Origin of the sequence: Thioalkalivibrio halophilus, from assembly GCF_001995255.1 — a bacterium.
In the GTDB taxonomy this organism is placed as follows: Bacteria; Pseudomonadota; Gammaproteobacteria; order Ectothiorhodospirales; family Ectothiorhodospiraceae; genus Thioalkalivibrio; species Thioalkalivibrio halophilus.
In genome coordinates, this window is record NZ_MUZR01000027.1 from 12,077 (window position 1) to 37,254 (window position 25,178).

At 68.4% G+C, this 25,178-nt stretch carries 26 protein-coding genes; 19 read left to right on the forward strand and 7 right to left on the reverse strand.

Annotated elements, in window-relative coordinates; translation table 11 throughout:
- Positions 1-24: 24 nt before the first annotated feature.
- Positions 25-477 carry a DUF4426 domain-containing protein gene (locus B1A74_RS08030; RefSeq protein WP_026279470.1) on the forward strand — a complete coding sequence of 151 codons (453 nt, stop codon included), beginning with the start codon at positions 25-27 and terminating at the stop codon, positions 475-477.
- A gap of 44 nt (positions 478-521) precedes the next feature.
- Here B1A74_RS08030 and B1A74_RS08035 read toward each other — a convergent pair whose 3' ends face one another.
- Positions 522-1,187: a sulfite exporter TauE/SafE family protein gene (locus B1A74_RS08035; RefSeq protein ID WP_018947583.1), complete on the reverse strand. Its 666-nt coding sequence runs from the start codon at positions 1,185-1,187 to the stop codon at positions 522-524.
- A gap of 15 nt (positions 1,188-1,202) precedes the next feature.
- Positions 1,203-1,697 (reverse strand): tellurite resistance TerB family protein, encoded by a 495-nt coding sequence (locus B1A74_RS08040; RefSeq protein ID WP_077244314.1) that lies wholly within the window; start codon positions 1,695-1,697, stop codon positions 1,203-1,205.
- 125 nt (positions 1,698-1,822) lie between these two features.
- On the opposite strand from B1A74_RS08040, the gene B1A74_RS08045 reads away from it, so the two are divergent.
- Positions 1,823-2,464 carry a 7-cyano-7-deazaguanine synthase gene (locus B1A74_RS08045; protein ID WP_077244315.1) on the forward strand — a complete coding sequence of 214 codons (642 nt, stop codon included), beginning with the start codon at positions 1,823-1,825 and terminating at the stop codon, positions 2,462-2,464.
- Entirely contained in the window at positions 2,461-2,712 is a 252-nt protein-coding gene (locus tag B1A74_RS08050) for a hypothetical protein (protein WP_077244316.1), read from the forward strand. The genes B1A74_RS08045 and B1A74_RS08050 overlap by 4 nt, the downstream gene beginning before the upstream one ends.
- On the opposite strand, the gene B1A74_RS08055 is transcribed toward B1A74_RS08050, so the two are convergent.
- Positions 2,705-3,409 carry an HAD family hydrolase gene (locus B1A74_RS08055; protein WP_077244317.1) on the reverse strand — a complete coding sequence of 235 codons (705 nt, stop codon included), beginning with the start codon at positions 3,407-3,409 and terminating at the stop codon, positions 2,705-2,707. The genes B1A74_RS08050 and B1A74_RS08055 overlap by 8 nt on opposite strands.
- Before the next feature lie 31 nt (positions 3,410-3,440).
- Between B1A74_RS08055 and B1A74_RS08060 the strand changes: the two genes are divergently transcribed.
- The 3 genes from B1A74_RS08060 to cysQ are packed head-to-tail and all read left to right on the forward strand — an operon-like array spanning position 3,441 to position 5,658.
- Entirely contained in the window at positions 3,441-4,202 is a 762-nt protein-coding gene (locus B1A74_RS08060) for an alpha/beta hydrolase (RefSeq protein WP_077244318.1), read from the forward strand.
- 56 nt (positions 4,203-4,258) lie between these two features.
- Complete coding sequence (gene nudE / locus B1A74_RS08065) at positions 4,259-4,810, forward strand: ADP compounds hydrolase NudE (RefSeq protein WP_024329637.1); 552 nt, start codon at positions 4,259-4,261, stop codon at positions 4,808-4,810.
- Positions 4,807-5,658, forward strand: coding sequence for a 3'(2'),5'-bisphosphate nucleotidase CysQ (cysQ, locus tag B1A74_RS08070; protein ID WP_024329636.1), 852 nt, complete (start codon positions 4,807-4,809; stop codon positions 5,656-5,658). The genes nudE and cysQ overlap by 4 nt, the downstream gene beginning before the upstream one ends.
- 1 nt (position 5,659) lies before the next feature.
- On the opposite strand, the gene ppsR is transcribed toward cysQ, so the two are convergent.
- Both ppsR and ppsA read right to left on the reverse strand, forming a co-directional pair.
- Positions 5,660-6,493 carry a pyruvate, phosphate dikinase/phosphoenolpyruvate synthase regulator gene (gene ppsR, locus B1A74_RS08075; protein WP_018947591.1) on the reverse strand — a complete coding sequence of 278 codons (834 nt, stop codon included), beginning with the start codon at positions 6,491-6,493 and terminating at the stop codon, positions 5,660-5,662.
- 5 nt (positions 6,494-6,498) lie between these two features.
- Complete coding sequence (gene ppsA, locus B1A74_RS08080) at positions 6,499-8,874, reverse strand: phosphoenolpyruvate synthase (protein ID WP_077244319.1); 2,376 nt, start codon at positions 8,872-8,874, stop codon at positions 6,499-6,501.
- A gap of 91 nt (positions 8,875-8,965) precedes the next feature.
- Between ppsA and B1A74_RS08085 the strand changes: the two genes are divergently transcribed.
- The 7 genes from B1A74_RS08085 (at position 8,966) to B1A74_RS08115 (ending at position 17,500) form a co-directional block, all read left to right on the forward strand.
- Positions 8,966-9,517, forward strand: a complete 552-nt coding sequence (locus B1A74_RS08085; protein WP_018947593.1) for an ATP-dependent zinc protease family protein — start codon at positions 8,966-8,968, stop codon at positions 9,515-9,517.
- Positions 9,514-11,049, forward strand: a complete 1,536-nt coding sequence (locus B1A74_RS08090; RefSeq protein ID WP_077244320.1) for an inactive transglutaminase family protein — start codon at positions 9,514-9,516, stop codon at positions 11,047-11,049. The genes B1A74_RS08085 and B1A74_RS08090 overlap by 4 nt, the downstream gene beginning before the upstream one ends.
- The gene (locus B1A74_RS08095) at positions 11,049-12,029 is read left to right on the forward strand and encodes an alpha-L-glutamate ligase-like protein (protein ID WP_077244321.1); all 981 of its coding nucleotides are present in this window, start codon (positions 11,049-11,051) and stop codon (positions 12,027-12,029) included. The genes B1A74_RS08090 and B1A74_RS08095 overlap by 1 nt, the downstream gene beginning before the upstream one ends.
- A gap of 92 nt (positions 12,030-12,121) precedes the next feature.
- On the forward strand, positions 12,122-15,121 hold the full coding sequence (locus tag B1A74_RS08100; protein WP_077244322.1) for a PAS domain-containing sensor histidine kinase: 3,000 nt from the start codon (positions 12,122-12,124) through the stop codon (positions 15,119-15,121).
- Positions 15,122-15,216: 95 nt separating this feature from the next.
- Entirely contained in the window at positions 15,217-15,672 is a 456-nt protein-coding gene (locus B1A74_RS08105) for a response regulator (protein ID WP_018947597.1), read from the forward strand.
- Positions 15,669-16,970, forward strand: coding sequence for a GGDEF domain-containing response regulator (locus tag B1A74_RS08110; protein ID WP_024329629.1), 1,302 nt, complete (start codon positions 15,669-15,671; stop codon positions 16,968-16,970). The genes B1A74_RS08105 and B1A74_RS08110 overlap by 4 nt, the downstream gene beginning before the upstream one ends.
- Before the next feature lie 53 nt (positions 16,971-17,023).
- Positions 17,024-17,500 (forward strand): Fur family transcriptional regulator, encoded by a 477-nt coding sequence (locus B1A74_RS08115; RefSeq protein WP_077244323.1) that lies wholly within the window; start codon positions 17,024-17,026, stop codon positions 17,498-17,500.
- On the opposite strand, the gene B1A74_RS08120 is transcribed toward B1A74_RS08115, so the two are convergent.
- Positions 17,488-17,943, reverse strand: coding sequence for a type II toxin-antitoxin system VapC family toxin (locus B1A74_RS08120; protein WP_077244324.1), 456 nt, complete (start codon positions 17,941-17,943; stop codon positions 17,488-17,490). The two genes, B1A74_RS08115 and B1A74_RS08120, sit on opposite strands and share 13 nt — an antisense overlap.
- Positions 17,943-18,179, reverse strand: coding sequence for a type II toxin-antitoxin system Phd/YefM family antitoxin (locus B1A74_RS08125; RefSeq protein WP_018947601.1), 237 nt, complete (start codon positions 18,177-18,179; stop codon positions 17,943-17,945). The genes B1A74_RS08120 and B1A74_RS08125 overlap by 1 nt, the downstream gene beginning before the upstream one ends.
- Positions 18,180-18,294: 115 nt before the next feature.
- Between B1A74_RS08125 and B1A74_RS08130 the strand changes: the two genes are divergently transcribed.
- From B1A74_RS08130 to B1A74_RS08155, 6 genes are all read left to right on the forward strand, one after another.
- A complete protein-coding gene (locus B1A74_RS08130; protein WP_077244325.1) occupies positions 18,295-18,819 on the forward strand; it encodes a DNA-deoxyinosine glycosylase in 525 nt (174 codons plus the stop codon).
- Positions 18,820-19,183: 364 nt separating this feature from the next.
- The gene (locus tag B1A74_RS08135) at positions 19,184-20,485 is read left to right on the forward strand and encodes a zinc-regulated TonB-dependent outer membrane receptor (RefSeq protein ID WP_077244326.1); all 1,302 of its coding nucleotides are present in this window, start codon (positions 19,184-19,186) and stop codon (positions 20,483-20,485) included.
- Between the two features lie 70 nt (positions 20,486-20,555).
- Positions 20,556-21,488, forward strand: coding sequence for a metal ABC transporter substrate-binding protein (locus tag B1A74_RS08140; RefSeq protein ID WP_077244327.1), 933 nt, complete (start codon positions 20,556-20,558; stop codon positions 21,486-21,488).
- 9 nt (positions 21,489-21,497) lie between these two features.
- Positions 21,498-22,109, forward strand: a complete 612-nt coding sequence (locus tag B1A74_RS08145; protein ID WP_077244328.1) for an ATP-binding cassette domain-containing protein — start codon at positions 21,498-21,500, stop codon at positions 22,107-22,109.
- Positions 22,102-22,878: an ABC transporter gene (locus tag B1A74_RS08150; protein ID WP_077244329.1), complete on the forward strand. Its 777-nt coding sequence runs from the start codon at positions 22,102-22,104 to the stop codon at positions 22,876-22,878. The genes B1A74_RS08145 and B1A74_RS08150 overlap by 8 nt, the downstream gene beginning before the upstream one ends.
- Positions 22,879-22,968: 90 nt before the next feature.
- Positions 22,969-25,178, forward strand: a 2,210-nt coding sequence (locus tag B1A74_RS08155; protein ID WP_077244330.1) for an EAL domain-containing protein, incomplete at its 3' end; no start/stop codon positions are given.

A 25,178-nucleotide genomic window follows, 5' to 3' on the forward strand; every position in this document is an offset into this window, starting at 1 on the left:
GTTCAAGCGAATGAGGAGTCCGATATGACAAGAGTTCAGCGTGTTCTCGGTGGCGTCGTCTCGATCGTGGCCGCCCTCGCCCTCGGCAGTTCGGTGGCGAACGCGAACGAGACCGGGTTCGACGATCACGTGGTCTATTACAACGTCATCAACACCACCTTCCTGTCGCCCGAAGTTGCGCGTGCCTATGACGTCCGTCGCAGCAGCAACCGTGCAATGATCAACGTCACCGTCATGGAACGCACCGATGACGGTCTGCAGGCCGTTTCCGCCGATGTCAGCGGCAACGCGGTCAACATGAACCAGCAGTCGCGCAGCCTGCGCTTTCGCGAGATCGAGGACGGCGACGCGATCTACCACCTCTCGGAAATGACGGTGCGCGCGGGCGAAGAAATGACCTTCAATCTGGAGATCACGCCCGCGGGGTCGGACGAGGTCCTGCCGATCGAGTTCGAGCAGAAGTTCTACGTCGACTGAAGTCCGTGCCCGGGGCGGGGCTGCACCCGCCGCTCCGGGCCGTTCTAGACCAGCAGAACCACCAGCATCCCGACCCCGTACAGGGCGATGGCCGCTCCCGCGACCCGGCGCACCCAGGGCCGACGCACGAAACCCGCCAGCTTCGCCGCGAACACCCCCATCAGCAGCAGGTTGGGCAGCGTCCCCAGCGCGAACGCCGCCATCAGCGCCGCACCCTCCAGCGCGCCGCCGGCGCTCAGCGACCAGGCCAGCACGCTGTAGACCAGACCGCAGGGCAGCCAGCCCCACAGCCCGCCAACCACCAGCGCCTGCCCCGGATTGCGCACCGGCAGAAAGCGCCGGCCCAGCGGCTCGATGCGCCGCCACAGCACGCCGCCCACCTGCTCCAGCCGCGCCAGCACCGGCCACCACCCGGCGATGTAGAGTCCCAGCAGGATCAGGAAGATCGCGGCCACCACCTGCAGGATGGTCTGCCCCGCGGGCAGCCCCCCGAGCAACGTGGCACCCAGCCACCCCGCCAGCGCCCCGGCGATGACATAACTGGTCATGCGGCCGATGTTGTAACCCAGCAGCAGCGGCCACACCGGGCCACGGCGCCCGGCATGCCCCATGGAAATGGCCCCCACGATGCCGCCGCACATCCCGAGGCAGTGCACACCGCCGAGGATGCCCACCGCGGCGGCCGCCAGCAGCGTACCCGGATCAGCCATGATGTCGTGCGACCGTCATTCCCGGCCGCCCTGTTCTTCCGGTGCCTCGCCGCGCTCCTCCAGCACCGCCAGCTTGGTGCGGATGAACGTGGCATGCGGCACGTACAGCAGGTCCGCCAGCCGCCGGATCACCGCCTCCTGGCGCTTGTGCAGTTCGTCGTTGGCCAGCGCCGAGCGCCACAGGCCTTTCATGATCGCCGCCTTCTGATCGGCATCGAAGGCAGCGTTCACCTCGCGCACCACCGGATGCAGGGAGACCAGCGCATCGCTCTTTTCCCGTGCGATGTCCAGCAGGGCATCGGCCGCCTCGTCGTCCAGTCCGAACATCTCGATCAGGTTGGCGCGCACGGTCTCCAGCTCCGCATCCACCAGCTGGAAGTCGGCACGGCACACCTCCATCATCAGCGCGGCCGCGGCGTGCTGCAGGCGCTCCTGTTCGTCGCCGGTCTCGCTGTCACTGCGTTCGGCGCGCATCAGCTGCTGCCAGCGCGCCCGCAACTGCTCAATCATCGTCTGTCTGCTCCCGGTGAAGTCCCATCAATGAGGCCACGACCATGCCCCCGGGTTCCGCGGCTCCCACCCCGTCCCCGTCCCGGTCTCTGGCGACGTTCCCGCGCGGCGCATAATTTGTAGCCATGAACCCGGAACCCGACCTGCTCCTGCTCTCCGGCGGCGTCGAAAGCGCCGCCCTGCTGCGCCGGTGGTGCGCCGAAAACCGCCCCGTCATCGCCACCTGGGCCGACTATGGCCAGCGCAATGCCGCACGTGAGCGGGCTGCGGTCCTCGCCCTGGCCGAAGCCGAGGGCGTGCGCCTGGAAACCGTGGAAACCGGGGCCCTGCGCGAGGCGTTCACCCGGCGTGCCGACTGGGTCGGGCATGTCCCGCTGCCGCAGCGCAATCTGCTGATCCTGGCGCTCGCGGTCAATCTGGCCCAGCACCACGGTGCCGGACGCATCCTGCTCGCGCTCAACCGCGAGGACGCCGGGCACGGCCCGGGCAGCGGCGCGGCCTTCCTGCAGGGCTTCGGCTCGCTGGCCGCCCGGCTGGTTCCCGGCCTGTCGGTGGCCGCCCCGCTGCAGGAACTCGGCAAGGCCGATATCATCCGTCGGGGCGCACAGGACGGAGTGCCATGGCGCCTGACCTGGAGCTGCCTGCTGGGTCAGGAACGCCATTGCGGCCGCTGCCCCCAGTGCCACGCCCGCCAGGCCGCCTTCGCCGCGGCCGACGTCCCCGACCCGACCGACTACCGCCAGCCACCCGGACCGCAGACACCATGACCGAAGAAACCCCGCGCCACATCCTCGAACGCCTGGAAATCGCCATCCTGACCGGCGAGACCCTGCAGCTGCACTGGGCCGGCCCCGATGACGGGCCCGATGCCGGGCGCGCCTGGATGGGCCGGGTCACGCCGCGCGAGGTCACCGCGGACGACCGCGGGCATCACTGGCTGGAAGGCACCTGCGAGGGCGAGACCGTACACATCCGCCTGGACCGGATCCGGAACATGCCCACGCCGGTCAAGTGAGCCCGTCCAGCAGATCCGACAGGTCCTCCAGCAGCACCCGGTCATCGCTTGTCATCGGGGCACCGCGCTCGTCCGGGTAGCGCATGCCGCGCAGCTGGGCGATACCCGCCCGGCGCGCGCTGGCGAGCGCATGCAGGTTGTCGTCCACCAGCAGGGTGCGCGCAGGGTCGTGGGGTGCCACCGCCTGCAGGCGCTCCCAGAAGGTCGCGTCCTCCTTGGCGCAGAACAGGTCATGGGCGGAGACAATGCGGTCGAGATGGTCCCCGATCCCGGTCAGGCGGTGCTTGAAGGCATACACCTCGGGATGGGCGTTGGTCACCAGCACGCGCTCGCGCCCGCTGGCGGCGATCCGGTCCAGGACCTCGACGGCGTGCGGCTTGATGGCCACGTGATGGGCAAGCTCGCGCTTGAGCGCGAGCACGTCGAGACCGGTGAAATGCGTCCAGTGGTCGACGCAGTACCACTCCAGCCGCCCGCGCACCCGCTGCATCTCGTCTTCCAGCCGCCGGCGCGCGCATTCCGGGTCATCGGGCTGGCAGCGCATGTATTCCTGCGGGATCAGCTCCCCCCAGAACCGGTTGTCGAAGTGCAGGTCCAGCAGCGTGCCGTCCATGTCGAACAGCACGGTATCCACCCGCGACCAGTCCACCGGCGCGGCGGGCGTCTCGGGATTTTTCGCGCGGGTCTGCGAGTCCATGAGATGTGGGGAAGCAACGACGGGATTGACGATGCACAGAATAACCGAAACACGAACGGCACGCGGACCCGGCGCGGTTGCGGCGGGACTGATCCTGGCCCTGGGCGGCGCCCTGGCGACGGCACCCGCCATGGCGATGGACCCGGATGACCCGGACTACGACCCGCTGGAGGACGACAGCCTGTGGGAGGACGCCCCCCCGGGCCCCGGTCAGGTGGATCCCGAGGACGCCCAGACCACCAGCCCCGAACTGCGGATCTACGCCGAGCCGCCGGCAGAGCGCGACACACCGCTGCATCACCACGACAACCACCTGACCCTCGACGAAGACAGCCTGAACGACGGATGGGTGCGGCTGCGCCAGTGCCACAGTGGCCTGGCCGAGATCAGCCGCATGTCCATCGTGTACAATGAGCCGAACATCCGGGGCCTGCGAGTGGCCAGCGCCGACGAGGTCGAAGATGCCTGGGCCGAGGACGACCGGGTCGTCGTCATCGGCGTCACCGAGACCTCGGAGCTGTGTGTCGAAGCCGAGATGCGGGTGGTCGAGAGCCGGGGCAACGGCGAGTACGTACTGGAGAACGGGCCGTTCATGCGCCGCTTCCTGGACGGCTACTTCCCCATGCGCGTGACGCTCACGCTGTCCTGGGGCGATCTGGACCTGACGCTGGAAGACACGGCCCCCGAACGACAGCCCGGCGTGGACGTTCGGGGTTTCGAGCACGGCATGATCCTGGACACCACCTTCGAAGGCGAGCTGGAGACCCGGATCCGGCTGAGCCGCGACGAGTGACCCGCGTCCGGGGAGCAGCCTGTCTGCCCCCGGACGCCCCGACCGATGGACCCGCAATGAGCCGCGACAAGCCCGCCGTCCACGAACGCCGCACGGTGGCCCGAAGCCGCCTGTTCGAAGTGGAGGAGCTGGACCTGGAATTCAGCAACGGGGCCCATGCCTGTTTCGAGCGCCTGGTCAGCCGCGGCAACGGGGCCGTGATCATCGCCCCGGTACGCGACGATGGCCATGTCCTCCTGATCCGCGAATACGCCGCCGGCACCCACCGCTACGAACTCGGCCTGCCCAAGGGGCGCATGGAGTACGGGGAGGAGATCATCGCCGCGGCCAACCGCGAGATCATGGAGGAGGTCGGTTATGCCGGCCGTCGCCTGACGGCGATGGGCAGCCTGACCGTGGCCCCCGGCTACATGAGCCATCAGACCCATCTGGTCCTGGCCGAGGACCTCTACGAGCAGCGCGCCGAGGGTGACGAACCCGAGGCCATCGAGGTGGTGCCCTGGCCCCTGGATGCCCTGGAGGAACTGGTGCAGCGCGAAGACTGCACCGAGGCCCGTTCCATCGCCGCGCTGTACATGATCCGGGAACACCTGAGGAGCCGCCCGTGACCGAAACCGCATCCGTTGCCGTGCCCGAAGGCGCGGCCCTGTCCGCCCTGCTCAACGAGGTCGGCACCGTGGCCGAGGACGCCGGCCGCGCGATCCTCGAGATCTACGAGACCCGCTTTGCCGTCACCGAGAAGGACGACCGCTCGCCGCTCACCGAGGCCGATCTGGCCGCCCATCGCGTGATCAGCGACGGCCTGCGCGAGATCGCCCCGCAGTGGCCGGTGCTGTCGGAGGAAGGCCAGGACATCCCGTTCGCCACCCGCCAGGACTGGGACACCTACTGGCTGATCGACCCGCTGGACGGCACCCGCGAATTCGTGAAGCGCAGCGGCGAGTTCACCGTCAACATCGCGCTGATCCACAACCACGAACCGGTGCTGGGCGTGGTCTGGTGCCCGGTGCTGCAGCGCCTGTATGCCGGGCAGATCGACGGCGAAGCCTTCCGTCGCGACGGCGACGGGCCGCGCACACCCATCCGCGTGACCGCGCCGCGCACCCGGGAGGAGACGGTTCGCGTGGCCGGCAGCCGGTCGCACGGCGCCGAGCGACTGAACGCGGTGCTGGAACGCATCGGACCGCACGAGCTGGTGAGCCTCGGCAGCTCCATGAAGCTGTGCCTGGTGGCGGAAGGCAGCGCCGACATCTACCCGCGTCTGGGACCGACCTCGGAATGGGATACCGCCGCCGCCCACGCGGTGGTGCGCTCGGCCGGCGGCCGCGTCACCGATCTGGAAGGCAACGAGTTGCGCTACAACACCCGCGAGAGCCTGCTCAACCCGGAATTCCTGGTCTGCAATGGCGACCCGGCCGACTGGCTCGCCCGCCTCGGACTGCCGGACGCCGCCTGACTCAGCGCGGCAGCTCCAGCAGGTCGCGCACCCGGGTGGCGATCTCCTCGACCGAGCGTTCGGTAACGTCCAGCTGCGGGAGCTCCCAGACTTCGAGAAAGGTTGCGATCGCCCGGGTCTCGGCCCGGCACTGCTCCAGGCTGGCGTAGCGGCTGCCCGGGCGCCGCGCCTCGCGGATCTGTGCCAGCCGCTGCGGGTGAATGGTCAGGCCGACCATGCGCCCTTCCAGCCCGCGCAGGGGCTGCGGCATGTGCGGCGTGCCGCCGTGGTCCAGATCCTCCGGCACCAGGGGGTAATTGGCCGAAAACAGTCCGTAGTTCATCGCCAGATACAGACTGGTGGGGGTCTTGCCGGAGCGCGAGGCTCCCAGCAGCACCACGTCGGCCACCGCGAGATCGGTACTGGCCAGGCCGTCGTCATGCGCCAGGGTGTAGTTCAGGGCGTCGATCCGGCGGTCGTAGCGTTCGGCATCGCCGCGCCCGTGGGCACGCCCCGCCACCGCCTCGGCCTGGGCCCCAAGGATCGCCTCCAGGCGTCCCAGGTGTTCCCCGAGCACGTCGATCACCGGCACCGGGCAATGCTCCAGCTGCGCCCGCAGCTGGCCATCGGCCAGGGTCGCCACCACCAGCGCCGGCTGCGGCCCCTCCCCGATGCGCGCGAACGCCGACGACAGCCGCCCCGGCGACTGCACGAAAGGCAGCCGGTGCCAGTCCGGCGCGAGCGCCGGGAACTGGGTGAACAGTGACCGCGCCAGGGTTTCCGCGGTGATCCCCGTGCCGTCGGACACGAGGTACACCTGCGGGCAGCGCGGCTCCTCCGGTTCGCCGCCCGCCATGGACGTCACCCCCGGCCGCCCGCCTGGCGCAGCTGCGCCAGACTCTTCCAGGTGGAGATCAGGGCATCCGGGTTCAGCGACAGCGAATCGATACCCTGTTCCATCAGCCAGCCGGCCAGCTCGGGATAGTCCGAGGGCGCCTGCCCGCAGATCCCCACGTACTTGTTTTGCCGGCGCGCCGCCTGAATGGCCATCGCCAGCAACTGTTTCACCGCCTCGTCACGCTCGTCAAAGGACTCCGCCACCAGCCCCGAGTCGCGATCGACCCCCAGAGTCAGCTGAGTCAGATCGTTGGAACCGATGGAAAACCCGTCGAAGCGCTCGAGGAAGTCATCCGCAAGCAGGGCGTTGGACGGGATCTCGCACATCATCACGACCCTGAGCCCGTTCTCGCCGCGCTTCAGGCCTTCCTCCTCCAGCACCTGCAGAACATCGTCGGCCTCCTTCAGGGTGCGCACGAAGGGAACCATGATCTGCACGTTGTCCAGGCCCATCTCGTCGCGCACGCGGCGCAGGGCCTCGCACTCCATGGCAAACGCCGGACGGAAACTGGAGGCGCGATAGCGCGAAGCGCCACGGAACCCCAGCATCGGGTTTTCTTCCTCCGGCTCGTAACCGCCCCCGCCGATCAGGTGGGCATATTCATTGGACTTGAAGTCCGACAGCCGCACGATCACCGGTTCCGGCGCGAAGGCCGCCGCCAGCGTCGCAATCCCCTCGGACAGCTTGCGCACGAAGAACTCGCGGGGGCCATCGTCAAAGCCGTGCAGACGTTCGGCGATCCGCTCGCGCACCGCCGGCTCCAGGCGCTGCGGATCCTCGGCGTAGTCCAGCAGCGCCAGCGGATGCACGCCGATGGTGCCGTTGATGATGAACTCCAGCCGCGCCAGACCGATGCCCGCGTGCGGCAGCTGCGAGAAGGCGTAGGCGCGCCCGGGGTTGGCGACGTTGAGCATCAGCTTGAGCGGGAGCTCCGGCAACTGTTCCGGAGAGGCCTTCTCCACCTCGAAGGAGATATGCCCCGGATACACGTGGCCGTCGTCCCCCTCGGCGCAGGACACCGTGGCCTCGAAGCCGTCGCTCAGCTTTTCGGTGGCATCGCCGCAGCCGACCACCGCCGGCACGCCCATCTCGCGCGCGATGATCGCCGCGTGACAGGTGCGCCCGCCGCGGTTGGTCACGATGGCCGCGGACCGCTTCATGATCGGCTCCCAGTCGGGATCGGTCATGTCCGCGACCAGGATGTCGCCCTCCTCCATGCGGTGCATCTCGTCGGGCGACTCCAGCACCCGCACCACGCCGCTGCCGATGCGCGAACCGATCGCACGTCCGGTCACCAGTGGCTCGACATCGTGCGCACCCAGCTTGTAGGTCTCGCCGCCGCCTATCTCCACGCGGCTCTCCACCGTCTCCGGGCGCGCCTGCACGATGAACAGCTCGCCGGTCTCCCCGTCCTGCGCCCACTCGATGTCCATCGGCCGGCCGTAGTGCTGCTCGATCGCCACCGCGAAACGGCCCAGCTGCTCCGCGTCGCCATCCGACAGGCAGAAACGCCGGCGCAGTTCTTCCGGGGTATCCTCGGTCTGCGTGCCGTCCTCGGTCAGCACCATGCGGATCGCCTTGGTGCCCAGCGTGCGCCCGATCACCGCGCGCTTGCCGGCCGCCAGCGCCGGCTTGTACACCTGATATTCGTCGGGGTTCACCGAACCCTGCACCACGGTCTCGCCCAGGCCCCAGGCGCCGGTAATGAACACCGCGTCGCGGAAACCGGTTTCGGTATCCAGGGTAAAGATGACCCCGGAGGCGCCGATGTCCGAGCGCACCATGCGCTGCACCCCGGCGGACAGCGCCACCTCGTCGTGGGCAAAGCCATTATGTACGCGGTAGGCGATGGCACGGTCGTTGTACAGGCTGGCGAAGCACTCGCGCACCCGCTGCAGCAGGGCATCGATGCCGCGCACGTTGAGGAAGGTCTCCTGCTGGCCGGCAAACGAGGCCTCGGGCAGGTCCTCGGCGGTGGCCGACGAGCGCACCGCCACCGGCACGTCCTCGCCCAGCTTCGCGTAATGCTCGCGGATCGCGTCTTCCAGCTCCGCGGGCAGCGGGGCGGCCTCGATCCAGCCGCGCACCTCGCGCCCGGCGGCGCGCAGGGCCTCGATGTCGTTGATGTCCAGCCCGGACAGGCGTTCCTTGATGCGGGTATCCAGTCCGTCGCGGGCGAGGAACGTGCGAAACGCCGACGCGGTAGTGGCAAAACCGCCCGGCACCCGCACCCCTGCGGCCCCCAGCTGCCCCAGCAGCTCGCCCAGCGAGGCGTTCTTGCCACCGGTCTCGGCAACGTCATTCATGGTCAGGTCGGCGAGGTCGATCACCCAGCTCATGGCCGGCTCCTTGTCATGTGAATCGTGTCAGGGCGCATCGTCCGGGCATGCAATATCATCCATGGCTTCATCCCGAGCCATCGTCGACTGTATGCGCCCGACCGTCAGTGTACCCAAATCGGCCGCGGTTTTTGTGGCCCTGCTCACGGCCGTGGCGCACGCCCCCTCGATCGCAGGAACGCCTTCCTCCCTGACCATTCTCGGCACCGTGGAAGACGCCACTATCCTCGAAGAGGACATCACCCTGGAGGGACGCCTGGATACCGGCGCCACTTCCTCCTCTCTCAACGCGCTACAGCAGGAGACATTCGAGCGCGATGACGCGGAATGGATCCGCTTCGAGATCATCGATCCGCACAACGAAGACGCCCGCATCACCCTGGAGCGCCCCATCGAACGCAGCGCCCGCATCCGCCAGCATAGTGGCGAACTCGACGAACGGCACGTCGTGCGCCTCGAACTGTGCCTCGGCGACCGGAAGATCGAAGCCGACACCACCCTGGTGGACCGCACGGAACTCACCTACCAGCTGCTGGTGGGCCGCAGCCACATGGCCGGGCACATCCTGGTGGACTCCGGCAACGAACACCTGCTGCCACCGGACTGCCCGGCGGACGAAGACAGCAGTGACGCCGACGAATGAAACGGTTCCATCTGCCCCTGCTGATCCTGCTCCTGCTGGGGGCGGGCCTCGGCATCTTTCTCTACAAGGCCACCCTGCTCGACATGCCCCTGCAGCCGGGTGCGACGGCCGACACCTGGGTGGTGGAATCGCGCATCCGTTTCCAGCCGACCGGCGGCGCAGCCGACGTTCGGCTGAGCATCCCCGAACGGCTCCCGAACTTCGCCCGGCTGGACGAGAACTTCATCTCCCGGGGTTACGGCCTGACCACCTCGCACGGGACGGATGACCGGATCGCGCAGTGGACCTCGCGCGACCCGCGCGGAGAGCAGACGCTCTATTACCGCACCACGCTCTATCGCGACGCCAGCGCCGGCCCGCATGCGGAGTACCCCGGACCGGTGGCGCCCCGCGAATGGGACGAACCCTTCGATTCGGCCGCCGAGGCCCTGATCCAGAGCGTGCGCGAACGCTCCTCCGGCATCCAGAGCTTTGCCACGGTGCTGGTCCGGGACCTGGGAGGCGCGGGAGCGGACGGCAACGCGTCGCTGTTCGTGATGGATGACGGCGACCGCGAACTGCGCACGCAGACCCTGATCGACCTGCTCTCCGTCGCCCGCATCCCCGCCCGCGCGGTCACGGTCATCCCGCTGCGCGACGGGCATCGCAATATCGAGCCGGAGACCTGGCTGGAGGTGCACAACACCGAGCGCTGGGTTCCGGTGCATCCGCTGAACGGCAACACCGACTACCCCGACGACGTCGTGGTCTGGAGCCATGGCGACGCGCCGATCCTCGAGGTCCGTAACGGCACCGGGGAAGAACTGCGCTTCGCGGTGACCCGCAGCGTGCAGGACGCGCTGGGCACCGCTCAGCGTCTGGGGGAGACCCTGGACACCCGCATCCTCGATTTCTCGCCGCTGGAACTGCCGCTGGGCACGCAGAACACCTATCGCGTGCTGCTGATGGTCCCGCTGGGGGCCATGATCATCGTGCTGCTGCGCAACGTGATCGGCATCCAGACCTTCGGCACGTTCATGCCGGTGCTGATCGCCCTGTCCTTTCGCGAGACCCAGCTGCTGGCCGGGGTCATCCTGTTCACCCTGATCGTCTCGCTCGGGCTGGCGGTGCGTTTCTACCTGGAACACCTGCGGCTCCTGCTGGTACCCCGCCTGGCCGCCGTGGTCAGCGTGGTCATCATGCTGATGCTGGGGCTGTCCATCCTGGCCCACCACCTGGGGCTGGAGCGTGCCCTGGCCCTGTCGCTGTTCCCGATGGTGATCCTGGCCATGACCATCGAGCGCATGTCGGTGGTATGGGAAGAACACGGCCCGGCCGATGCCATCTCCCAGGGGGTCGGCAGCCTGATCGTGGCTGCGGCGGCCTATGGCCTGATGGCCAGTCGCCAGCTCGAACACCTGCTGTTCGTGTTCCCCGAACTCCTGCTGGTCATCCTCGCCGTGACCCTGCTGCTCGGGCGTTACACCGGCTACCGCCTGACCGAGCTGGCCCGCTTCGGGAAGATGCAGGACGCCCTGAGGAAACCCGACTGATGGCCGGCTGGTGGCCCCGTTTCGTGCGCCCGTCGACCCTGCGCCGGCAGGGCATCCTCGGCATGAATGCGCGCAACGGCCTGTACATCGCCGAATACAACGCACGGCGCCACTATCCGCGCGTGGACGACAAGCGGATGACCAAGCAGCTGGCCAGCGCCGCGGGCCTGGCCGTGCCGGAGCTCATCGGTGTCATTCACGGTCACCACCAGCTGCGCGGCCTGGAACGGCAACTGCGCGAATATGCGAACGGCTTTGTCATCAAACCGGCCCATGGCGCGGCCGGCGACGGGATCATGGTGATCTCCGGCTGGCGCGGTGAGCGGCTGCGCCGGGCCGGCGGGCGCATGCACGAGGTCAGCGAGCTGCAGGACCATGTCTCCGGGATCCTGTCCGGGATGTACAGCCTCGGCGGGCGGCCGGACGTCGCACTGATCGAGGAACGGGTGCAATTCTCCGAGATCTTCGCCGAGGTGACCCATACCGGTGTTCCGGATATCCGCACGGTGGTCTATCGCGGCTATCCTGTCATGGCCATGCTGCGCCTGCCGACGCAGGAATCGGACGGCAAGGCCAACCTCCACCAGGGGGCGGTGGGCACCGGCATCGACCTCGCAAGCGGACATACCCTGGGTGGCGTGCAGCACAACCAGCCCGTATGGGTCCACCCGGACACCGAAGCCAGCCTGGTGGACCTGGCGATCCCGGGATGGGACAAACTCATGGAACTCGCCGCGGGCTGCTACGAACTCAGCGGCCTGGGCTATCTGGGCGTCGACGTGGTCATCGACCGCCGCCACGGCCCGCTGATCCTGGAGCTCAACGCGCGGCCGGGACTGGCGATCCAGATCGCCAATGGCGAAGGCCTCCGCCCGCGCCTGCGCGCGGTCGACGAACACATTCGCAAGACCGCCGAAGAACCCCAGGCGGCGCGTGCGGCCTGGGCCGCCGCCCGTTTCGGCTGCCGCCACGCCGACTGACGCTGCCCCCGCCTCGTACGGGCAGACGCTGCGTGGCAGAATTGGCGGCCCTGTCTCCCGACCGCCGCCCGATCTTCGGCGGGCAACACGCCATGGACCCCGAGAACACGCATTCCGCCTTCTTCGAACACGCCCCGGTCGGCATGGCCGTCGTGGACGCCGACGGGTGTCTGCGCGCCGCCAACCGGCGCCTGTCCGGGCTGCTGGCTCGGGAAGCGGACGTCCTCGTCGGGCAGACGCTGACGGAGTGGGTGGCCTCCGCCGAGGCCGACCGGGTGGCGGCCGCGATCCATTCGCTCATTTACGGCGAGACCGGCGAGTGGCGCGACGAATGCCGCCTGCTCCCCCGGCAGGGCCCGCCGCTGTGGGTCGAGCTGGCGCTGAGCCGCCTGCCCGACGCCGATGATGGCGCGACGCGTCTGGCCCTGACCGCCACCGACATCGACGCGCGCAAGGCCAGCGAGGCCGAGCGCGACGAACTCGAACATTTCTACCAGCAGACGTTCACCAACAATGTCGCAGTCAAGCTGCTGATCGACCCGGACGACGGCCGCATCGTCGACGCCAATCCCGCCGCCGAGACCTTCTACGGCTGGTCGATCGAAGAGCTGAAAAAACGCCCCATCCAGGCGATCAACACCCTCTCCGCCGAGGAGGTTCGGACCGAGATGGAACGGGCCGCTGAGGAGGAGCGGCTGTACTTCCGCTTTCGCCACCGCGTCGCGAGCGGTGAGATCCGCGACGTGGAGGTCTATTCCGGCCCGGTGTGGCTGCGCGGCAAGCGCTATCTGCACTCCATCATCCACGATGCCACCGACACCCGCCGCTACCTGCGGGAGCTGGAACGCTACAAGGCGATCTTCGACACCCTGCCGGTCGGGGTCTACCGCAACCTGCCGGGCCACACGGGGCAGTTCGACTACGTCAACCCGGCCATGGCGCGGATCTTCGGCGCCGGCTCCATAGCGGAACTCCTGAGCCGTTCCACCGCCGAGCTATATACCGACCCGGAGGAACGCCGCCGCTTCAGCGACGACCTCCTCGCCCGGGGCGAGGTGCATCGTCGCGAACTGGACCTGCGGACCCTGGACGGCCGTGCGATCCGGTGTGCGATCACGGCACGCGCCCACGAGACCGAACAGGGCACCGTGTTCGACGGCGTGGTGGAAGATGTCACCGAACGCCACCAGGCCGAACGCCAGCGCGAAGACCTCCTGCAGATCCTGGAAGCCGCGCCCGATTTCATCGGCATGGCCGACCCCGATGGCCGCATCCTGTACCAGAACCCTTCGTTCAACCGTGCCATGGGGTTCGCAGACTCGGCCGAGGCGAGCCTCCACGATGTCGGCGGTCTCCATCCCGAGTGGGCCCGGCGCCGCCTGCAGGAAGAGGCCCTGCCCGAGGCACGCCACAACGGCGTATGGCAGGGGGAGATGGCCATTCTGGCCGGCGACGGCCGCGAGCTGCCGGTGTCACAGACCGTGGTCGCGCATTTCGACGAAACCGGCGCGGTGCGCCGCTATTCGACCATCATCCGCGACATCTCCGAGCGCGTGGCCACCGAGCAGGCGCTGCGTCAGCGCGAGGCGGAGCTCAACCAGGCGCAGCGGATCGCGCGCATGGGCAGCTGGGTCTCGGATTTCCGCGTGAACGAGATCCGCTGGTCGGACGAGATCTACCGCATCTTCGGCCGCCGGCCGGAAGACGGCCCGGTGACACACGAGACCTTCATGGAGGCGGTCCACCCGCATGACCGAACGGCGGTGCAGGCCGCCCTGGAGGCCTCGTTCGCCGGCGAGCCCTACGACATCGTGCACCGCGTGGTCCGGCCCGATGGACAGGTCCGCACGGTGCGCGAACGCGGCTACACCGAATTCGACAACGCCGGCCAGCCGGTACGCATGCTGGGTACGGTGCAGGACATCACCGAACAGCGCCAGCTGGAGGACAGCCTGCGACGGCTGGTGGCGATCCTCGACAGCACCCCGGACGTGGTGTCGATGCACGGCCCGGACGGGGCGATGCTCTATCTCAACGCCGCCGGGCGCCGGCTGATGGGTCTGCCGGAGCCCGAGCTCGCCGACCACTGGGACCCCGAGACCGGCTGGAATCGCGCCGGGCTGCCGCGCGAGATGGACACCGTGGAAGGCACCATCGAGCGCGTGCATCCGCCCTGGGCGCTGGAGCGCGTGCGCGAAGAGGCCCTGCCGGCGGCGATGGAACACGGTCAGTGGCAGGGCGAGACCGCACTGCTGGACGCCGAGGGCCGCGAACGACCGGCGTCGCAGGTATTGCTGATCCATCGCGACACGGATGGAGCGATCGCCCAGACCTCGACCATCATCCGCGACATCTCCGAACGCAAGCGCATCGAGCGGGAACTGGAGCGTTCCAATGCCGAGCTGGAGCAGTTCGCGTACGCAGTCTCGCACGACCTGCAGGAACCGCTGCGTATCATCAACAGCTACCTCGGGCTGCTGAAGCGACGCCATGCCGACGCCCTGGACGACAAGGCCCGGCGCTACATCGACACCGCCACCGACGCGGCCGGGCGCATGCGGCAGATGATCCAGGACCTGCTGGAGTACTCCCGCGTTCAGCGCATGGGCGAAGCCTTCGCACCGGTGGACCTGACGCGCGCACTGGACGACGCCTGCGGCAACCTGCACACGGCGATCCAGGACAGCGGGGCCCGCATTTCCCGCGATCCGCTGCCCACGGTACAGGGCGACGCCGGGCAGCTGATGCGGCTGTTCCAGAACCTGCTGTCGAATGCGATCAAGTACGGGCCACCCGATGCAGTCCCCGAGATTCACGTGGGCTGTGACGAACGGGGCGACGAATGGGAGATCCGCGTAACCGACAACGGGATCGGCATCGACCCGGAACAGAGCGAGCGTATCTTCCAGGTATTCCAGCGCCTGCACGGCCGCGCCGAATACCCGGGCACCGGGGCCGGACTGGCACTGGCGCGGCGCATTACCGAACGCCACGGCGGCCGGATCCGGGCCGAGTCGGACGGCGAGGGCCACGGCACGACGTTCCGCCTCACCCTCCCGCGGCAGCCTGCGGATGCGACCTCTGCCAGCTGAACTCCTGCGCCGAGGGGCGGGGCTATCGTCTCGACCACGCGCCAAGCGCTAGACTAAGATCTATTCCAGACTTGTCACCGCGGAACCGCAACCCGATGAACCCCGTCACCATTCTCCTGGCCGAAGACTCGCCCGAAGACGTCGAGCTGCTGCGCGAGGCCTTCGAGCACCACCGTTTCGCGGCGGAGTTGCACCCGGTGAGCGACGGGGTAGAGGCCATGGCCTATCTGCGCGGCGAGGGCGAACATGCCGGCGCGCCACAGGCCGACATGATGCTGCTGGACCTCAACATGCCGCGCATGGACGGACGCGAGGTACTGGCCGCGGTGAAGAACGACCCGAAGCTGCAGAGCCTGCCGGTAGTGATCCTCACCACCTCGAACGCCCCCGAGGACGTGACCCGGTCGTATGAGCACCGCGCCAGCGCCTTCCTGACCAAGCCCCCGGATTTTGACGCATTCCTGGAGCTCACTCGACGGCTGGGCGAGTTCTGGCTGCATGCCGCCACCCTGCCCTCGCGCGCGGGCGCAAGCGGACACTCGGTGCCATGAGCGAGTACCGACTGCTGCTGATCGAGGATAACCCCGCCGACGCCGAGCTGGTCGAGGATCTGCTGGACGACTGCGCCGAGCGGGGCTACGTGGTGGAACGGGCCGGCCGCCTGCGCGAGGCCCTGGGGCTTCTGGAAGAGCGTCCCTTCGACATCGCCCTGCTCGACCTGGGACTGCCCGACTCACAGGGCCTGGATACCCTGCGCCTGCTGGTGGAGTCCGCGGGCGGCATCCCGGTGGTGGTCATGACCGGCCACCAGGACCGGGGTACCGGGACCGGGGCAATTCGCCTGGGGGCCCAGGACTTCCTGCCCAAGGAAGAACTGCACCCGGCCCTGCTGGCGCGCGCCCTGCACTACGCGATGGAACGCTACCGCAGCCAGCGCGAGGTGCGCCTGATGGCGACCGCCTTCGACAGTGCCCAGGCCATCGTGGTGACCGATCCTCAGGGCCGGATCCTGCGCGCGAACCATGCCTTCACACGCATCACCGGCTATGCCGAGGACGAGGTCCTCGGCAAGAATCCGCGCGTGCTGCAGTCCGGCCGCCAGGATCTGGAGTTCTACCACCGGCTGTGGACCGAACTACTGGAAAACGACCACTGGGAGGGCGAGATCTGGAACCGCCGCCGCGACGGCAGCGTTTACCCGCAATGGGAAAGCATCAGCGCCGTGCGCAATGAAGCCGGCCAGCTCGAATACTTTGTCGCCGTGTTCCACGACATCTCGGAGCAGAAGCGCCTGGAAGCGGAACTGGAACACGAGGCCACCACCGACCGCCTGACCGGGCTGTACAACCGCCAGCGGTTCGATGCCGAGCTGGACCGGGCACTGGCCCGGACCGAGCGTTACGCCAGCGAGGCGGGTGCCATCCTGTTCGACATCGACCACTTCAAGCGCCTCAACGACACCCACGGGCACGACATCGGGGATCGCGTACTGGTCGAGCTGTCCCGTCGTGTCGCCCACTCGCTTCGGCGCGCGGATTTCCTTGCGCGCTGGGGTGGCGAGGAATTCGTGGTGCTGCTTCCGGAGACCGACGCCGAGGGCGCCCGGTACATGGCGGAACGCCTGCGCCGCGAGATCGCCGCGACGCCGTTCGAAGATGCCGGGCCGGTGACCATCAGCCTCGGCGTCACGATCCTGCACCGCGACGACGACCCCGACACCCTGCTCAAGCGCCTGGACAACGCCCTTTACGATGCCAAGCACGCCGGACGCAACTGCACGGCCTACCACCATCGCGCCCCGGGGGAAGACGCCGACGCCGAGGCCCCTCCGCTGTCGCTGCTGCAGTAAGCGGTCCGGACCGTGTTCGCCCCCGCGCGTGCATATGGATTAAGCTTGGCGGCATGACCACGGCCACCCGCCAGCACACCACCGACGACGCCGCGATCCAGCAGGCCCTGGACGAGGCCGAGCGGGTCTGCACCCGGCGCGGCGCGCGCCTGACCGAGCAACGCCGGCGCATCCTCGAGCAGATCCTGCGCACCGACGGCGTGATCAAGGCCTACGACCTGATCCACGCGCTGTCGTCCGAGGACCGCAGCATCAAGCCGCCGACGGTCTACCGCACCCTCGCCTTCCTGCTGGAACAGGGCCTGATCCACCGCATCGAGAGCCTTAACGGCTTCGTCGCCTGCAGCCACCCCGGGGAACGCCACGAATCCGCGCTGATGATCTGCGACGGCTGCGGCCGGATCATCGAATTTCACACCCCGGACACTGCCAGCCATGCCCTGGAGGCCGCCGCGGCCGAGACCGGCTTCGCCATCGAGACCCGCACCGTGGAACTCCACGGCCTGTGCCGCGACTGTCAGTCGAGCTGACCCGGCTCCGCGGGGTCCTCTCCGGGACACCGGACCGTCACGCCGAACAGCCGGGCGGCCTGCACCAGCGGGCGATCCAGCGTCACCAGCTCCGCGCCGCAGATCTCGGCAGCCGCCAGGTGCAGGGCGTCCAGCGTGCGCAACGATGAACGGCGCGTAAGCAGCCAGTGGCAGGCGCGCTCGAACACCTCCGGATCCAGCGAAACCCGCACAAAACGACCTGCCCGCAGGTCCTCCAGGAATGCCGACTCGATCCGGTTCGCCTGAGCTTCGGACAACTCGTCCATGCGCACCCAGCGGGCCAGGGCCGAAGCCACCTCCACCCGTGTCAGATGACTGACCAGCACCGGGCGTGTGCTCGCCTGCAACATCTGCTGAACCGGGCGGCTGGCGGCTTCTTCACGATAGTACGGCAGGACCGCGCTGGTATCGAAATAGAGCATCAGAACCGCTCTTCGTCGCGGCCCGCGCGAACCGCCTCCGCCCCTCCTTCACCACAGGGCGGCAGCTCCGCACGCAGGCCACTGCGATCCGGAAACCCCGGGAACGGGCTCGAAGGCCGCACCAGCCTTGCGACCGGCCGCCCCTGACGCTGGATCACCACCTCTTCCCCGGCCTCGACGCGATCCAGAACCCAGGCAAGCCGCTCGCGAGCCTCGCGGGCGCTGACCGTTTCCATCTGCCGTCTCCTGCTCATCGTTTGTGTACACAACTAATATACACAAGGAACCGGACCGAATCATGCCCGTTCGCGGACGTGTATCCGTGACGGCATTTGCCTACACTGGCCCTTGATGTCTGACGCTCATGCCAGTCCCGAGTTGCGGGCGTTCGAGCCCGTGCTGCGCGCGGATACCCGGGCCGTGGTGCTGGGCAGTTTCCCCGGGGTCGCCTCGCTGGAGGCGGCGGCCTATTACGCCCATCCGCGCAACCAGTTCTGGCCGATCATGGCGCGCATCTTCGGACCGCCGTTCCCGGAACTGCCCTGGCCGGAGCGCTACACCCGGCTGCTCGACTGCGGGGTCGGGCTGTGGGACATCTACGGCGCCTGCGCACGCGAGGGCAGTCTGGACAGCGCCATCCGCAACCCGCAGCCCAACGACCTCGGCCGGCTGACACGCGAGGCCCCGGGACTGCGGCTGATCGTCCACAACGGCGCCGAAAGCGCCCGCCGCATCGGCGAGACCCGGGCGCTGGGCGTGACCGCGGTGCGCCTGCCCTCCACCAGCCCGGCCAATGCCCGCCTCGATCTCGAGGCCAAGCTCGAACGCTGGGCCGAGGCCTTCCGCCAGGCCGGGCTGGGCGCCCCGACGCCCTGAACCCGCGCGACCCGCCGCCCCATCGGGTCGATGAACCGCGCCATTGGAATCGGCCACGTTGACACCCAAACGCGGATGCATATAATTCTCACTTAGATACGCGATTGTTGTCGGACTCTGGCGTGTCGCCGGGACCGGGGCCTCTTCGCTCCCCTGTCTCTCCAACCTCCGCTACGCTTGGCCGCCCGCTGTAACGGGCGGCTGCTTTTTTTCCGTTCTCCCTCCCGGCATTGCCCCCACCGGGGTGACCGCCCCTTGTATGACCCTATTGTTACATTATATCGTTCTTACGCTCTTTCGTTACGCTATAACGTATGAATAGCGATGAACGGAGGCAACCAGTGTTCACAAGGGGAGAAAAGACATGCTGAGTGCGCGACACCATCGCAACGCCCTGACGGGCCTGACCGTTCTGGCCTGCGCCACTCCGGCCCTGGCCGCCGCCCAGGCCCCGGACGACTCGGGTTCGGACTGGGGCCTGGATATCTCGCTGATCCTGGAAGGGATCTACTACAACGAGATGAGCGAAGGGATCGACACACCCGCCGGGTTCGACGACGGGCATAGCCATGACCATGGCCACGGCCATGATCACGACCATTCCTTCGACGACGGCTTCAACCTCGGCCACAACGAACTGGTGTTCGAGGCCGACCTGGGCGGCCTGCTGGACGGCACCCTGATGATCGGCTTCGACGACAGCGACATCGAGGCCGAGGAGGCCTATCTGACCACCCGCTCGCTGCCGGCCGGCCTCCAGCTGAAGGCAGGCAAGTTCCTGTCGGACATCGGCTACATCAACAGCCGCCACGTCCACGACTGGGATTTCGTCGACCGCCCGCTGGTAAACGAATACCTGTTCGGCGACCACGGCCTGCAGGAAATCGGCGTGCAGGGGACCTGGGTCGCACCGACCGAGACCTACACCCGGCTGGGCGTGGAGCTCCTGCAGGGGGATCAGGACGGCGGCATCGCCGCGTTCGATGACGGGCCGGTCTCGGAGAAGAGCGGGCCGCGCATCGCCACCGCTTTCGCCAGGGTCGGGCCCGATTTCGGCCCCGATCATGCCGCCCGGTTCGGCGTCTCCGGCGGCTATGTCACCCAGACCGGGGTGACCGAAATCCATGGTGACCATGGCCACGCCCTTGAAGGCGATGCCTGGTTCGCCGGCCTGGACGCGGTCTACAAGTACGACTCCGGCCGTGCCTACGGCCACGGCGACTGGAATGTGAAGGGCGAATATTTCTATGTACGCCGGGACCTGGACCAGTTTGACGGCCACGAACACGGCCATGGCCACCACACCCATATGCACTGGGAAAGTGCAGACAGCCTGACCGAGAAGCAGGACGGTCTCTATGTCGAGGGCATCTACGGCTTCGCTCCCCGCTGGCAGGCCGGTCTGCGGACCGAAGCCCTCGGTCTGACCAACGACGCGGTCGAGGGCAGCCATCACCACGGGGACGAATACTTCACGATCGAATCGATGGACACCTCGTACCGCCATTCGGCCCAGGTCACCTTCCGGCCGGTGGAGCCGGTGTTCCTGCGCGCGCAGCTCACGCAGAACGACTTCGTCGACGATCATGGCGACCGCGATCGCGGCCTCGAATTCATGTTCCAGGTGAACGTGGCGCTGGGCGCTCACGGCGCGCACCGCTTCTGATCGACCCCTCACGGAGCGCGAGGCCCCGCCACGGGCCTCGCGCAAAACCTGCATTTTTCAAGGAGTACCCATGAAAAACCGCAAGACCCCGCAGCAACGTCCGGCCATCGGGCTCTCCGCCCTGACCGGCGCCGCACTCGCCGCCGCCCTGTTCCTGCCCGCGCAGGCCTCTGCGGACGACCTCAACGTGGTCGCCACGACCTCCAGCCCGGGAGCGCTTGCGCGTGAAATCGGCGGCGACGAAACCAGCGTGCGTGTCCTGGCGGCGCCCGACCGCGACGCCCATTATCTGGATGCCCGCCCCAGCTTCATGGCCGCTCTGCGCAACGCCGACCTGCTGCTGGAACTGGGCGCCGGGCTGGAAGAAGGCTGGCTGCCGGCCGCCACCCGCGGCGCGTCCAACCCGGACATCAACGAGGGCCAGCCCGGCCATTTCTATGCCGCCGGCAAGGTCGATCTGCGCCGCTCCATCACCCAGGACGGGCCCAACATGGGCCACGTCCATGAAGAGGGCAATCCGCATTTCAATGTCGACCCCCTGCGCATGGCGGAAGTCGGCCTGGCCCTGGGCGAGCGGCTCGCGGAGCTCGACTCCGCCAATGCGGACGTCTATCGCGAACGCGCGGAAGAGACCGCGCAGCGGCTGCGCGAGCATGCCGATGACCTCGCCGGCGAACTGGCCCCCGACCAGAACATCGTGGTCTATCACGAGGACCTCGACTATCTCGAGGAATGGCTGCCCGCCACTGTCGTCGGCTACCTCGAACCGGCACCGGGTATCCCGCCCACCGGTCGCCACCTGCAGAGCCTGATCGGCGAGCTGGAAAGCATGGACGGTCACGTGCTGTACGCCGAGTTCCAGCCGCCGCGCGGGGCCGAGTTCCTCGAGCGCGAACTCGGCTGGGACAGCCATGCGGTCCCGCTGGATCCGCCACAGAACGCCGGCCTGGATGGCTACCTCGAGCTGATGGAAACCTGGGCATCCACCTTCCGCACCCGCTAGGCTGCGCGGATGTCCGACTCCCCCGTCATCGAGGCCCGGGCCGCGCGCCCGGGCTTTGACCGCCCCGTCCTCGGGCCGCTCACTCTGGCGGTCCCGGGCGGGGCACGCTGGGCACTCACCGGCCCCAACGGGTCCGGCAAGTCGCTGTTGCTCAAGTGCCTGACGGGGCAGGCGCGGGTGCACGGGGGGCGGCTCACCACCGCTCCCGGCACCCGCATCAGCCTGCTGGCCCAGGATCATCCGCGCCCGTACCCATGGCCCCTTTCCGGACACGACTGGTTCCGGGCCATGGGTACGCGCGTGCCCGAACACCCTCGCATCCGGGCGCTGCTGCGCCGGCGTCTGGATCAACTCAGCGGCGGCCAGTGGCAGCTCCTGCGCCTGGCCTCCGTACTGGCGCCCGTTGAGGCCGCCGACCGCGACACCGGCCGCCCCCACCTGGTGCTGCTGGACGAGCCCGCCAACCACCTGGATGCCGAGGTCCGCGCCGACGCGGTGGAACTGATCACCGCCCTGCCCGCGAGCGCCACTCTGGTCATGACCAGCCACGACGACGAACTGCTGGGCACCCTGGGCGTAGAGCGCCACCCCCTGCAGGACTACCTCGACGCCCATGACTGACCTGCTGCTGACGCCTTTCGTGGCGGGATTCCTGATCACGCTGGTGCTGGCGCTGGCGGGCAGTGGCCTGTTCCTGCGCGGCTCGGTCTGGCAGGCGCTGGCGCTGGGTCAGTGGGCCGCCGCCGGTGGCGTGCTGGCCTCGGTCCTGCACTGGCCGGTGCTGCCGGTCGCGCTGGCCCTGGGGGCCGGGGTGATGGCCCTGCTGCAGCGGGTACGCGATGCCGAGCGCCTGCCGCTGGCGCTGTTCCTGGGCGGGCTGGCCGCGGTCACCCTGCTGGCGGCCAACTTCTCGCAGGCGAGCCTTGCCGCCGCCGCGTGGGCCGAGGGACAGCTGTATTTCGCCGGCCCGAACGAGCTGATCGCGGTGGTCGTCGCCGGGGTGGCCAGCGCCGTGCTGTGGCCGTGGCTGCGCCGGGTCTGGCTGCACGCCCAGCTCGCCCCGGACGTCTCCGCCGCACCGGCACCGCCGGCGATCGCGCGCTGGCTGGAGATCGCATGGCTGGTTGCCGTGATCGTCCTCGGGAGCATGGTGCTGGGCATGCCCGCGGCGCTGGCCACCCTGCTGCTGCCGGCCTGGGGAGCGGCCTTTCTGGCCCGCGGCCTGACCGGCGCGCTGCTGTGGACCCAGAGCCTGGCGATCGCGGGCTTCCTCGTCGCCTGGACCATCAGCCTGCCACTGGACCAGCCCTTCGCCCCGGTACTGGTGGTCGTGTTCCTGCTGCTCGCTCTGCTGGCCCGGGCGGGCGCCGTTCTACGGCGGGCGCCCTGAACCCGGACTGCCACAAGCGGCCGGTGGGAAAACCCGCTATCCGGTGCGTACACTCTACCCGGAGGAATCAGCGGGAATTGGAGCAGCACCATGAACACGGACGAATTCGAGATCTTCCCCTGGGGCGGTGAATTCCTGACCCGCATCCCCGAGGTGGACCACCAGCATCATTACCTGGTGGACCTCATCAACCGCCTGGCCCGCACGGTGCTGGAAGGCACCGACGAGGCCACGGCCGACGGGATCGTGGCGGAACTGCGCGATTACGCGCGTTACCATTTCGAGACCGAGGAAGGCATCTGGGCACGGGCCTTTCGTGACGACGAATGGTTCGCCCGCCACTGTCAGGCCCACGCGGGGTTCATCGACGAACTGGACCGCATCGCCGCCCTGGAGGGCCCCGACGAATATCGCCTGCAGCCCCTGCTGGAGTTCCTGGTCCGCTGGCTGACCCTGCACATCCTGCGCAGCGACAAGCAGATGGCCGCCGCCATCAACGCACTGGAAGCCGGGGTCGGGGTAGCCGAGGCGCGCGAACGGGCCGCGCGGCATTTCCGCGAACAGTCATCGGCGAGCCTGGAATCCCTCCTCAACACCTACGTACATATCGAGCGCCAGGTCTCGCAGTTCGCCAGGCATCTCGCCTCGCGCGGGCAGGAAGAGGCCGAGAACCGCTTTCGCACCCTGTTCGACTGCTTCATCCACCCCCTGCTGATCCTGGATGCCGAAGACGGCAGCGTGCTCGAGGCCAACCCCTCTGCCTGCACATTGACCGGCCATACGGAAAGCGAGCTGAAGGAACGCAGCATCGCCGATCTCCACCCGGACGACGAACGCGAGCGGGTCGCCGCACTCCTGACGGCACCGCCCGAGGCCCCCGCCGGGCACGACAGCCCGCCGCTGTACAGCCGGGTGCGCACCGCCACGCAGCGCGACGTCCCGGTCCGCATCACCCGCGGCGGCGAACTCCGCGATCACGGCCGCAGGCTGCGCGTCGCCTTCTACGAGGACATGACCCGCGAGCTGGAACACCGCCGCGAACTGGAATGGCGTTCGTTCAATGATCCGCTGACGGGCCTGCCCAACCGGGCCGGGATCATCCAGGCGCTGGAGCAGGTCACCACCGAGCACGACGATACGGCCCTGGCCCTGATATCGATCGACGTGGACGACTTTGGTGCTCTCAACGACCGCCTGGGCACGGCCGCCGGGGACCGGATCCTGGCCGAACTGAGCCGCCGCTGGCGCGAACGTCTGAATGACGATGCCCTGCTCGGACGCCGCGGCGGCGACGAGTTCATCCTGGTGCTGCGCAGCTCCGGGGCGATCGAACGCCTGGAAGAGATCATGGGTACCGTGATCGAGGCCGGGCATCACCTGCCGGTGTCCGACAAGGGGCCCGCCGGCGCCAGCGAGAGCATCTCGGTCAGCGCGGGGATCTCGATCCGCCCGCCACGCAGCGGCCTCGACCCGGAAACAGTGCTGCGCCAGGCCGACCATGCGCTGTACGAGTCCAAGCTGCGCCGCGACCGGGCCTGGGAATATTTCGACCATGGCCAGTACCAGCGGGTGGCCAGCCGGCATCGCACCATCAGCGCCTTCCGCCACGCGATGCATCGCAACGAACTGAGCGTGGAATACCAGCCCAAGGTGAACATGCGCACCGGCGCGATCCTGGGCGTGGAGGCCCTGGTGCGCTGGCGGCATCCGGATCACGGCCTGCTGACGCCGGGCGAATTCCTGCCGACCATTGAAAACGACCCGGTCTCCATCGAGCTGGGCGAGTACATGCTGGAGGAGGCCATGCGCCAGATGGAGGCCTGGCGCCGGAACGGGCACCATCTTCCGGTCAGCGTCAACATCGGTGCCCTGCAGCTCGAGAACGCCGACCTGGCGCAACGTCTGGAAAACATCCTGGATCGCCATCCGGAGATCCCGCGGGCCGATCTCGAGATCGAGGTGCTGGAAAGCACCGCCTTCGACAACGCCGCGGCGGCGGAGGCGAACATGCGTGCGGTCCGCGAACTGGGCGTGTCCATGAGCATCGACGACTTCGGCACCGGCTACTCGTCGCTGACCTACATCAAGCGCGTGCCCGCCAACGCGCTGAAGATGGACCGCAGCTACGTCCGCGACATGCTGGAGGACGCCGATGACCGGGCCATCATCGAGGCGGTGGTGGGCCTGGCCCGGGCGTTCGACCGCCTGGTCCTGGCCGAGGGCGTGGAAACGGTCGAACAGGGGCGCATCCTGATCGGCATGGGCTGCGAGAACGGCCAGGGCTATGCCATCGCCCGCCC